This window comes from Rhodoferax sp. OV413 (assembly GCF_900104385.1).
Classification (GTDB): Bacteria; Pseudomonadota; Gammaproteobacteria; order Burkholderiales; family Burkholderiaceae_C; genus Rhodoferax_B.
Genome location: NZ_FNJA01000008.1, coordinates 242,629 through 253,522 on the forward strand (window position 1 = coordinate 242,629; position 10,894 = coordinate 253,522).

Here is a 10,894-nt window from a genome sequence, read left to right on the forward strand (position 1 = left end):
GCAAAGCCAGCGATTATAGCCCGCTATTCTGATTTTTGGACGGATGGGGTCCAAATTGACTCAGCAACCAGATCACCAGCGCTCCTGCCGGCAGACCAAACACCCCTGCGGAGATGGGCTGGATACCCCACCACAACCCGCTTCCGCCCAGGCCCAGCGCCGCACGCACCATGGGCGCATTCACCAGCATGTACCAGAGTGTCACCCCCAAACCCACCAGCATACCGGCCACCGCCGCCCGGCGCGTTGTGCGCTGCCAGAACAACCCCGCCACCATCGCCGGAAAAAATGCCGCCGCAGCCAGCGAGAACGAGGCGGACACCAGCGCCAGAATGTCCGCCGGCTTCTGCGCCGCCACATAAGCGGCAGCCAGCGCCAGCAGCAGCAAGGCGAATTTGGACAGCAGCACCCGCACCATCGGGTCGGACTCGCGCCGGGCGCCGCGGAAATACAAGTCGTGGGCCAGCGCATTCCCCATGGTCAGCAGCAGGCCGTCGGCCGTGGACAAGGCCGCCGCCAGGCCACCCGCCGCCACCAGGCCCGACACCACATAGGGCAAGCCACCGAGCTCGGGTGTGGCCAGCATCACCAGGTCGGCCCCAAGCCGCAGCTCGGCGAACTGCAGAATGTGGTCGCCATTTACATCGGCTACCTGCAGCAGCGCCGGGTCGACCTGGGTCCATTGCGCCATCCAGGTCGGCAAATTGTCAAAGCTCTGGCCCACCACATGGCTCATGACCTCGAACTTCACCAGCACCGCCAACGCCGGCGCGGCCAGGTACAGCAATGCAATAAACAGCAGCGACCAGGCGACCGAGCTGCGCGCCTCGGCCACGGTGGGCGTTGTGTAAAAGCGCGTCAGCAAATGCGGCAGGGCCGCCGTGCCAGTCATCAAACAGAACATCAGGGCCAGGAAGTTCAGCCGCGCGGCGTTGAAGCTATCGCGCTCCTCCGGCGACCCCTCCGGGTCGCCCGCAAACACCAGGGTGTGCGGCGACATGCCCGCCAACGGCCGGGCCCGCTCCAGATTATCTTGCCGGGCCCGCGTCCATTGCTCACGCGCCGCGGCTTCGTCCTGGGGCAAAGCCGCCAGTTCGCGCGCTGCCTTGCGCACCGCCGAGGCGTCGGCGCGGTCTATCTTCAGCTGGCGCAAGCGGGCCTGGGCGGCCGCCCGCTCGCGCGCCAGGGTGGCCGGCACGTCCTGCAGCATCGCGCCATAGGTGGCGGCGCGCTGGCTGTATTCGGCCAGCACCGAGATCTCGGCAGGCGACTCGGTCAATTGCTTTTCCAAGGCCGCAATCTTGGGCAGCTGCTGGCCATAGACCAACGGCGCCAGGGGGTTACCCAACTGTTTGTAAGCCAACCACGACACCGGTATCAGGAAGGCCAGGATCAGGATCACATACTGCGCCACCTGGGTCCAGGTCACCGCCCGCATGCCGCCCAGAAACGAGCACACCAGCACGCCCCCCAGCCCCAGCAGAATGCCGATCTCGAACTGCACGCCGGTCAGGCGCGAGGTGATCAGGCCTACTGCGTAGATCTGCGCCACCACATAGGTAAACGAGCACAACACCGCTGCCCCGGCCGCAATCCAGCGCGGCCAGCGCCCGCCAAAGCGCGCGCCAAAGAAGTCGGGAACGGTATACAGCTGCATGCGGCGCAGGCGCGGGGCGATCAGCAAGGCAACCAGGCAAAAGCCGCCGGTCCAACCCATGATGTAGGCCAGCCCGCCCGGCTGCCCGTTCGAACCCGAAAACCCATGCAGATACAAGCCCCCGGCCAGGCTGATGAAGGACGCCGCGCTCATCCAGTCGGCGGCAGTGGCCATGCCGTTGTAGATCGGCGGAATGCGGCGCCCCGCCACGTAGTATTCGGCCGGGTCCGAGGTGCGGCAATAGATGCCGATGCTGGCATACAGGGCAAAGGTGGCGAACAGAAAAATCCCGCCAATCCAATACCGCGACAGGCCGCGCTGCTCGGCCCCGGCCATCAGCCCCAGAAACACCAGCATGCACAGCACATACAGGCCAAAGTTGCGGTGCAGCCGGCGCCGGTACGGGCCTTGCGGCGCTTGGGCCGCATCGGTTTCCGTGCCCGAACGGCGGCAGCGCCAGGCATACACCGCCACGATCAGCAAGAAACACAGCACCGCGCCCTGGGCGCAAAACCAGTAGTTCAATGGCCAGCCGGCCACCACCCAGGTCATATCGCGCGCAAAAAACACTCCGCCAAAAGACAGTACAGCCCAGACCACAAGCAAGGTCACACGCAGGGCGGATCGGGGAAGCACGAGAGTTACAGGCAAGGCGGGCATGTAGCACGAAGAATAGGAGCCGTGGAAACTGCGGGAGCAAGTTGCAGCGTCGGCATCCTAGCCCAGCCCGCGCAGAACGCGATCCCGTGTTTACCCATTGCCCAGACCTGGGCAACAGCGCAACATGCGCAGACGGCGTAGTAGCATGCGCCCGGGAGACACCAGGATGACATACATCAAAACCGAATTGGGCCAGCAGGCATTCAAGGACCGCGCACCAGCGCTGATCAAACTGCGTGCGGCCTTCATCCTCATCGATGGCAAGCGGACGATGCAGGATGTACTGCGCGCAACCGCCGGCATGGGCATAGTTGAAACCGATATTGCACAGCTGCTGGCGCTGGGATACATCGCCGAAGACGCTGCATCCGAGTCCGCCCCCAGCTCGGCGGCAACCACACCACAGCCCCCTGCCTCAGAAACCAATCCGAACGAACTCTACTTGCGCGGCTACGCGATTGCCACCCAGCTCACAGCCGGGCTGGGCCTGCGCGGCTTTCGTCTGAACCTCGCAGTGGAATCGGCCTCGGGCTACCAGCAGCTGGTGGAGCTGGTGCCCAAGATCCGCGAAGTGGTAGGTGCCGACAAATGCCGGCCGCTGGAAGAGGCGCTAGGCCTCTAAACCAGCGCCGCTGTCAGCTACCCGCCAACTGCTTCCAGGTGGCGACCACGCTGTCAGGATTCAGCGAGATCGACTCGATGCCCTGGTCGGCCAGCCACTGGGCAAAGTCCGGGTGGTCGCTGGGGCCCTGGCCGCAGATGCCCACGTACTTGCCCTGCGCCTTGCAAGCCGTGATGGCGCGGCTCAGCATGGCCTTGACAGCCGGGTCGCGTTCGTCGAAGTCGGCGGCCAGCAGCTCCAGGCCGGAGTCGCGGTCCAGGCCCAGGGTCAGCTGGGTCAGGTCGTTCGAGCCGATCGAAAACCCGTCGAAGAACTGCAGGAACTCGTCGGCCAGGATCGCATTGCTCGGCACTTCGCACATCATGATGACCTTCAGGCCGTCTTGACCGCGCTGCAGGCCGTGCTGGGCCAGCAACTTGGTGACCTTCTCGGCCTGGCCCAGGGTGCGCACGAAGGGCACCATGACCTGCACATTGGTCAGGCCCATCTCCAGGCGCACGCGCTTCAGTGCCGCGCATTCCATGGCGAAGGCTTCGCCGAAGTCGGCGCTGATGTAACGCGCTGCGCCGCGGAAGCCCAACATGGGGTTCTCTTCTTCCGGCTCATAGCGGCTTCCGCCGATCAGCTTGCGGTACTCGTTGGACTTGAAGTCCGACAGGCGCACGATCACCGGCTTGGGCCAGAAGGCCGCCGCAATCGTTGCCACGCCTTCAGCCACTTTGTCGACGTAGAAGGCGCGCGGCGAGGCGTGGCCGCGGGCTACCGACTCGACTGCCTTTTTCAGGTCGTTGTCGATGTTCGGGTAGTCGAGGATGGCCTTGGGGTGAACGCCGATGTTGTTGTTGATGATGAACTCCAAGCGCGCCAGGCCCACGCCCTGGTTCGGCAGTTGGCAGAAGTCGAACGCCAGCTGCGGGTTGCCCACGTTCATCATGATCTTGGTCTTGATCTCGGGCATGGTGCCGCGCTCGACCTCGGTGACCTCGGTTTCCAGCAAGCCGTCGTAGATGAAGCCGGTGTCGCCTTCCGAGCAGCTGACCGTCACCAGGGTGCCGGTCTTCAGCTTTTCGGTCGCGTCGCCGCAGCCGACCACGGCCGGGATGCCCAGCTCACGCGCAATGATGGCCGCGTGGCAGGTACGACCGCCCCGGTTGGTCACGATGGCGCTGGCGCGTTTCATCACCGGCTCCCAGTTCGGGTCGGTCATGTCGGTCACCAGCACATCGCCGGGCTGCACTTCGTCCATCTGGCTGATGTTGTGCACCAGGCGCACCGGGCCGGTACCGATCTTCTGGCCAATCGCGCGGCCTTCGGCCAGCACATTGCTCTTGCCCTTGAGCTTGTAGCGCAGCTCGGCCTTGCCCAGCTGCTGGCTCTTCACGGTTTCCGGCCGGGCCTGCAATATGTACAGCAGGCCGTCGGTGCCATCCTTGCCCCATTCGATGTCCATCGGGCGGCCGTAATGCTCTTCGATCACCAGCGCGTAATGCGCCAGTTGCTCAACATCGGCGTCGGTCAGCGAATAGCGGTTGCGCTGCTCGGTGGGCACGTCGGTGGTCTTGACCAGTTGGCCGGTGGCAGCTTTCTCGGCCGCAGTGGTGAACTCCATCTGCACCATCTTCGATCCGAGGTTGCGGCGGATGACCGCGCGCTTGCCGGCTTTCAGCATCGGCTTGTGCACATAGAACTCGTCAGGATTCACCGCGCCCTGCACCACCGTCTCGCCAAGGCCGTAGCTGCTGGTGATGAACACCACCTGGTCAAAGCCAGACTCGGTGTCGATGGTGAACATCACACCGGCCGCACCCAAATCGGAACGCACCATGCGCTGTACGCCGGCGCTTAGCGCCACGATGTCGTGGGCAAAACCCTTGTGCACACGGTAGCTGATGGCGCGATCGTTGTACAGGCTGGCGAACACCTCTTTCATCTTGTGCAGCACGGCCTCGATGCCGACCACGTTCAAGAAGGTTTCTTGCTGGCCGGCAAAGGATGCATCGGGCAAATCTTCGGCGGTGGCCGAGGAACGCACGGCGAACGAGGCCTCGGGGTTGCCCGCGCTCAGCGTGGCAAAGGCGTCGGCAATCGCGGCTTGCAGGTCGGCGGGGAAAGGCTGGGCCTCGACCATGCCGCGGATCTCGGCGCCGGCAACCGCCAGCGCGCGTACGTCTTCGGTATCCAGCCGTGCCAGGCGGGCGCTGATCTTGTCGGCCAGGCCGTCGTGGGCCAGAAACTGGCGGAACGCATGGGCCGTGGTGGCAAAGCCGGTGGGCACGCGTACGCCCGAAGGCAGCTGTGAAATCATCTCGCCGAGGCTGGCATTTTTGCCACCCACCGACTCGACGTCGTCCATTCTCAGTTGTTCAAAGGGTACGACCAGGGCGGTCGGGCTGAATAGTGCAGACATGGGAAGGCTCCGAAGGTTAAAACCAGGTCTGCGCGCCGGGGGACTGGCCCCAGGGCGACGCTAAGCATGCCAGCCGTGCGACGGTGTTGTTGTTGTTCGGTGAAGCAACGGGGCATGGTAGGGATACGGTTGGGGTCGAATCGGGTTCGAATGGCGCGATTGTAGAGAACTTGGCAGCGCCCGGGTGCGAGTTACCAGCAAGTTACAGCCGCCCGACGCGCGACCGCGACACAATCCACATCCTGCCTGGATATATCTGCCCATGACCGTACCCGCCATCTCCTTCGCCGAAGCCCTGAAGTTCTGGTTCAAGCTGGGCTGCATCAGCTTTGGCGGGCCGGCCGGGCAGATTGCCATCATGCACCGCGAGCTGGTCGAGCAAAAACGCTGGATCAGCGAAAAGCGCTTTCTGCATGCGCTCAACTACTGCATGCTGCTGCCCGGCCCCGAGGCCCAGCAGCTGGCCACCTACATCGGCTGGCTGCTGCACCGCACGCGCGGCGGCGTGGCGGCGGGCGCGCTGTTTGTGTTGCCCTCGCTGCTGATTTTGATAGCCCTGAGCTGGGTGTATGTGGCCTTTGGCAACGTGCCATGGGTCGCCGGTCTGCTCTACGGCATCAAACCCGCGGTCGCCGCGCTGGTGGTGCAGGCGGTGCACCGCATCGGCAGTAAAACACTCAAGAAACCGGCCACAGCGCCCGTACTGTGGGCGATAGCAGCTAGTAGTTTCATAGCAATCTACGCTTTTGGCGTGCCCTTTCCGGCCATCGTGCTGGCCGCGGGCCTGATCGGCTGGCTGGGCGCACGCTGGGCGCCGGGGCAGTTCACCGGCGGCGGTGGCCATGGCGCGGCCAAAGCCAGCTACGGCCCGGCGCTGATCGACGACGACACCCCCACCCCGCCGCATGCGCGCTTCAGCAAGCTGCGGCTGATGCAGGTGCTGGCCGCGGGCGCGGTGCTGTGGCTGCTGCCGATGGCCGCACTGGTGGCGACCAGCGGCTGGCACGGCACGCTGGCTGCGATGGGCTGGTTCTTCAGCAAGGCGGCGCTGCTGACCTTTGGCGGCGCCTACGCGGTGCTGCCCTATGTATACCAGGGCGCGGTGGCGCAGTTCGGCTGGCTCAGCGGCACGCAGATGATCGACGGCCTGGCCCTGGGCGAAACCACGCCCGGCCCGTTGATCATGGTGGTGGCGTTTGTCGGCTTTGTCGGCGGCTGGGGCAAGGCGGTGCTGGGGCCGGATGCGCTGTTCCTGGGCGCGGCGCTGGCGGCCACGGTGGTCACCTGGTTCACCTTTCTGCCATCTTTCATCTTCATTCTGGCCGGTGGGCCGCTGGTGGAAAGCACCCACGGCAAGCTGCAGTTCACCGCCCCGCTGACCGCCATCACCGCCGCCGTGGTCGGGGTGATCGCCAGCCTCGCTCTGTTTTTCATAGCGCACATCGCAATCAAGACCGGCGCTAGCGGTACATTTCCTGCGAACATCGACTGGGCAGCGCTGCTGCTGGCGCTGGCGGCGGGCGTGGCCTTGATACGCTACAAAGCCGGTGTGATCCCGGTGATCGTGCTGTGCGCGCTGGCCGGCTGGGCGCTGCGGGTGCTGGGCTGGGGCGGCTAGCCGGGCAGCAGGCAACCTATACTGCCGCGATGCCAATCCCCCGCAGCCTAGAAGGCCTGACTGCCACCGTGCAAACCGACGGTGCGGCCGCCGCCATCCGGTATCTGAACGACGGTGTTGCGCACCGCTTTACCGGCCTGTACCTGCTGGAGAACGGTGTGATGCGCAATCTGCTGCTGTACGACAAGGCCGGCGAGATCCGCCCGACCTATCTGGCCGAAGTGCCCCTGGAAACCAGCTTTTGCCAGTTTGTGCTGCGCGACGGGGTTTTCACCACCAGCGATTCGGCGCTCGACAGCCGGCTGGACGGCCACCCCTACCAGGGCGTAATGGTGTCCTACCACGGCGTTCCCTGGCAAACCAGCAACGGCGAAATCGGCGGCACCCTCTGCCATTTTGATCTGCTGCCGCTGGACATCAGCGACACCGAATTCGCCTTGTTGCAGATGGCGGCCCAGCTTTTGCCCGCGCATCTGCCCGCCTACCCGGCAGCCTGAACCGCTATTGTTTCAATAGCTGGTTGCGCAGGCTAAATCTGCGCCAGAGCCGTTTTTTATACTCAAGCGAAGTCGCCTGCCTCGTCCGGGCGGGTCCATTCGATCGGGTTCTCGGAGCGCAGGCGCTCGCCGTCGGTAAAGCCGATGGCATCGGCCACACGCTGCGGGTACTGCGCAAACAGCGCAGGCCCATCCAGGTCCAGCTCGTGGGCGTGGCCGCCCCAGGAGGCGAGGTACAGCACGCCGGCCAAGGTATCGGCCTCGACATCTTCCTGCGGATCGGGATGGTTCTGGATCGCGTCCACCAAGGCCTGCGGAAAGCGCCATTTGCTGGCGAAGGCCGCGCCTACGTCGGCATAGGAATAGCCCAGCTCGGCGGTTTGCTTGGCGTGCCGGTCGCTGTCGGTGGCAAAGCTGGCCTGCAGACAGGGCTGGTTGGGCATGGCCTTCTTCATGATCAGGTCGCCCACGCCGTGCAGCAGGCCAGCGGTGAAGGCCAGGCCCTTGTCCTGCCCCAGCGAGCCGGCCAGCGACTGGGCGATCTTGGCCACGTCCAGGCTGTGCCGCCAGAACTCGGTCATGTCCACCCCGGGCACCAGCTTGAAGGCGCCACCCACGGCCGCGGCGCTGACCAGTTGCTTGGTCGCCCGCAGGCCCAGCAGCGGGATCGCCGCCTCGACCGTGCCGATCTGGCCGCCGCTGCCGTAGCGGGCCGAATTCAGCAGGCGCAGCACCCGCACCGTCAGCCCCACCTCGCTGGACAGCAGCGCGGTGATCTGGCGCATGTTCGGCTCGGGCTGCTGGAACTCGCTGAAGATCTGCGCCACCGTCGTGGGCAAAGACGGGATCAGGATGTCCGATGCAATGATTTGTTCGAATTTCATGGAGCGCCTTTAGGGAAGTAACCGCGGCCAAAGGGTTCCCAATATAGTGGCTTTCCCAGGCTGGCGGCCGGCTATTCGAGATTGTTACGCGCTGGCTCACCTTGCAAATGCTAGGCTGCGCCCATGAGTACCGCGTTTCCGCCCCTGGCTTTTGTCGATATTGAAACCACCGGCGGCAGCGCCGGGCGCGACCGCATCACCGAAGTCGGCATCGTCGAGGTGGACGGCCCGCACGTGCGCCGCTGGAGCCAGTTGATACAGCCGGGCACGCGCATCCCGGCCTTCATCCAGCGGCTCACCGGCATCAACGACGCCATGCTGGCCGACCAGCCGCGGTTCGAAGCGGTGGCCGCCGAGATCCTGGACCGGCTGCGCGGCAAGCTGTTTGTGGCGCACAACGCGCGCTTCGACTACGGCTTTCTACGCGCCGAGTTCAAGGCCTGCGGCATCGCCTGGCAGGCCCCGGTGCTGTGCACCGTGCAGCTCTCGCGCCGACTCTTCCCCCAGCAGGCCCGGCACAACCTGGATACGCTGATTGCGCTGCACGGCCTGCAGATGCCAGACCGCCACCGCGCGCTGGCCGATGCCGACGCGCTGGCGCAGTTCTGGCAGATGCTGCAAAGCCGCTTCGACCCGACCACCCTGCTGGACGCGGTGACCAGCCTGTCGGCCCGGCCGGCCGTGCCACCGCAGCTGGACGCCGAGCACATCGACCGGCTGCCCGAAACGCCGGGCGTCTACCTGTTCTTCGACGCCCAGCGCCGCCCGCTGTACATCGGCAAAAGCAAGAACCTGCGCAGCCGCGTGCTGGCCCACTTCAGCGCCGCGCTGTCCAAGCCCAAGGAGATGCGGCTGAGCCAGCAGGTGGCCGACATCGACTGGATAGAAACCGCCGGCGAAGTCGGCGCCCTGCTGCTCGAAGCCCGCCTGGTCAAGCACCACCAGCCCAGCCAAAACGTGCAGCTGCGCCGCCAGCGCGACCTGCATGCCTGGCAGCTGGACGACGCGCATGCGCTGCACACGCCGCTGACGCCGCGCCTGGTCAACGGCCCCGACATCGCGCTGGGTGTGCAGGACAACCTGTTCGGCCCATTTAGCTCCAAGCGCACCGCGCTGCAGCTGCTGGAGACCCTGGCCACCGAGCAGCGCCTGTGCCGCGGCCTGCTGGGCCTGGAAAAGATCGCCCCCGGCAAACCCTGCTTTGCCTACCAGGTGCGCCAGTGCGCGGGCGCCTGCGTCGGCACGCAAAGCATGGCCCAGCACAACCTGGCCCTGCTCACCGCGCTGACCCGCCACAAGGTGCAGCGCTGGCCCTACCCCGGCCCCATCGGCCTGCGCGAGGGCGAGGCACTGCATGTGCTGCACGAATGGCGCTACCTGGGCACGGCCGAACGCGAGGACGAAGTGGCCGAGCTACTGGAATCCAGCCCGCCGGCATTCGACTTCGATACCTACAAAATCCTGCACAAGGCCGTGGCCCAGGCCCGCGCGGGGCAGATTGTGCGCTTGCAGCAAAGTGTGAAAAATTCCTATTTTGATAGCGCCTAGCGCAGGTACTACCTGCGCCACAGGCCGATTTGGCTTGAAATTTCTGCAAACTCGGCGCAGCTGCAGTACATTCGCCGCTATGGTTGAAACCTCCCCCAGCGCCGCCCCCGTGGTCGCCCCAGTGGTCGCCGCCCCCTACCGCACCGAGCCCCTGCCCGATCTGGCCGCCTGGACGCGCTATTTCGTCGACGCCGAAATCCCCGTGCTGGCCGCCACCGCCCAGGCGCTGGAAGAGCTGCGCGCCATCGAAGACGACGTGGACGCCGCCATGCTGGCCAAGGCCATCCAGACCGACCCGCTGATGTCCATCAAGCTGCTGGCCTTTGTGGCCGGCAAGCGCAAACCCAGCATCCTCAACGACGAAGGTGCCGACGCCAAGACCGACACCGTCACCAGCGCCCTGGTGATGCTGGGCATCGCCCCGTTCTTCCGCCAGTTCGGCCCGCAGCCCACGCTGGAAGACCGGCTGCGCGACCAGCCCCAGGCGCTGGAAGCCATGCGCGAGCTGCTGCGCCGGGCCGAACGCGCGCGCATGTTCGCCCTGGGCTTCGCGGTGCACCGCGCCGACCTGGACGTGGACGTGATCCTGCAGGCCGCGTTCCTGCACGACTTCGCCGAAATGCTGCTCTGGTGCCACGCGCCTACCCTGGCGCTGGCCATCCACGATGCGCAAAGCGCCGACGCCACCCTGCGCAGCGCCACCATCCAGCGCAGCCTGCTGAACATCGAACTCGACGACCTGGCCCAGGCCCTGATGCAGCGCTGGCGCCTGTCCACGCTGCTGGTCCGTCTCAGCGACACCCGCCACGCCGAGCAGGCCGCCGTGCGCAACGTGGTGTTGGCCGTGCGCGTCGCCCGCCACACCATGCAGGGCTGGGACAACGCCGCCCTGCCCGACGACGTAGACGCCATCGCCGAACTGCTGAACGCCCCGCCGCGCATCGCGCTAGCCTATCTGCACAAGATCGACCGCGGCGGCTGATGGCGCGCGGCAAGGCCGC

The 10,894-nt window shown here is 65.7% G+C and carries 8 protein-coding genes; 5 read left to right on the top strand and 3 right to left on the bottom strand.

Features of this window, described 5'->3' with window-relative positions:
- Positions 1–13: 13 nt before the first annotated feature.
- Positions 14–2,269 (bottom strand): VC_2705 family sodium/solute symporter, encoded by a 2,256-nt coding sequence (locus BLT66_RS23405; protein ID WP_255407054.1) that lies wholly within the window; start codon positions 2,267–2,269, stop codon positions 14–16.
- Between the two features lie 214 nt (positions 2,270–2,483).
- On the opposite strand from BLT66_RS23405, the gene BLT66_RS23410 reads away from it, so the two are divergent.
- Complete coding sequence (locus BLT66_RS23410; RefSeq protein WP_092761769.1) at positions 2,484–2,939, top strand: hypothetical protein; 456 nt, start codon at positions 2,484–2,486, stop codon at positions 2,937–2,939.
- A 13-nt stretch (positions 2,940–2,952) separates the two neighbouring features.
- On the opposite strand, the gene ppsA is transcribed toward BLT66_RS23410, so the two are convergent.
- Positions 2,953–5,346 (bottom strand): phosphoenolpyruvate synthase, encoded by a 2,394-nt coding sequence (gene ppsA, locus BLT66_RS23415; RefSeq protein ID WP_092761771.1) that lies wholly within the window; start codon positions 5,344–5,346, stop codon positions 2,953–2,955.
- Between the two features lie 262 nt (positions 5,347–5,608).
- Between ppsA and chrA the strand changes: the two genes are divergently transcribed.
- Both chrA and BLT66_RS23425 read left to right on the top strand, forming a co-directional pair.
- Entirely contained in the window at positions 5,609–6,964 is a 1,356-nt protein-coding gene (gene chrA / locus BLT66_RS23420; RefSeq protein WP_092761773.1) for a chromate efflux transporter, read from the top strand.
- 29 nt (positions 6,965–6,993) lie between these two features.
- A complete protein-coding gene (locus BLT66_RS23425) occupies positions 6,994–7,461 on the top strand; it encodes a GAF domain-containing protein (RefSeq protein ID WP_092761775.1) in 468 nt (155 codons plus the stop codon).
- Positions 7,462–7,523: 62 nt separating this feature from the next.
- Here BLT66_RS23425 and BLT66_RS23430 read toward each other — a convergent pair whose 3' ends face one another.
- The gene (locus BLT66_RS23430; RefSeq protein WP_092761777.1) at positions 7,524–8,345 is read right to left on the bottom strand and encodes an HDOD domain-containing protein; all 822 of its coding nucleotides are present in this window, start codon (positions 8,343–8,345) and stop codon (positions 7,524–7,526) included.
- A 123-nt stretch (positions 8,346–8,468) separates the two neighbouring features.
- On the opposite strand from BLT66_RS23430, the gene BLT66_RS23435 reads away from it, so the two are divergent.
- Together BLT66_RS23435 and BLT66_RS23440 are read left to right on the top strand one after the other, a co-directional pair.
- Entirely contained in the window at positions 8,469–9,893 is a 1,425-nt protein-coding gene (locus tag BLT66_RS23435) for a 3'-5' exonuclease family protein (RefSeq protein ID WP_092761779.1), read from the top strand.
- A gap of 79 nt (positions 9,894–9,972) precedes the next feature.
- A complete protein-coding gene (locus BLT66_RS23440) occupies positions 9,973–10,875 on the top strand; it encodes an HDOD domain-containing protein (protein WP_092761781.1) in 903 nt (300 codons plus the stop codon).
- Positions 10,876–10,894: the final 19 nt, after the last annotated feature.

Excerpts from the sequence above, each read along its gene's own strand:
- BLT66_RS23410 (WP_092761769.1), top strand. The coding sequence starts at position 2,484 with ATGACATACATCAAAACCGAATTGGGCCAGCAGGCATTCAAGGACCGC.
- ppsA (WP_092761771.1), bottom strand. The coding sequence starts at position 5,346 with ATGTCTGCACTATTCAGCCCGACCGCCCTGGTCGTACCCTTTGAACAA.
- chrA (WP_092761773.1), top strand. The coding sequence starts at position 5,609 with ATGACCGTACCCGCCATCTCCTTCGCCGAAGCCCTGAAGTTCTGGTTC.
- BLT66_RS23425 (WP_092761775.1), top strand. The coding sequence starts at position 6,994 with ATGCCAATCCCCCGCAGCCTAGAAGGCCTGACTGCCACCGTGCAAACC.
- BLT66_RS23430 (WP_092761777.1), bottom strand. The coding sequence starts at position 8,345 with ATGAAATTCGAACAAATCATTGCATCGGACATCCTGATCCCGTCTTTG.
- BLT66_RS23435 (WP_092761779.1), top strand. The coding sequence starts at position 8,469 with ATGAGTACCGCGTTTCCGCCCCTGGCTTTTGTCGATATTGAAACCACC.
- BLT66_RS23440 (WP_092761781.1), top strand. The coding sequence starts at position 9,973 with ATGGTTGAAACCTCCCCCAGCGCCGCCCCCGTGGTCGCCCCAGTGGTC.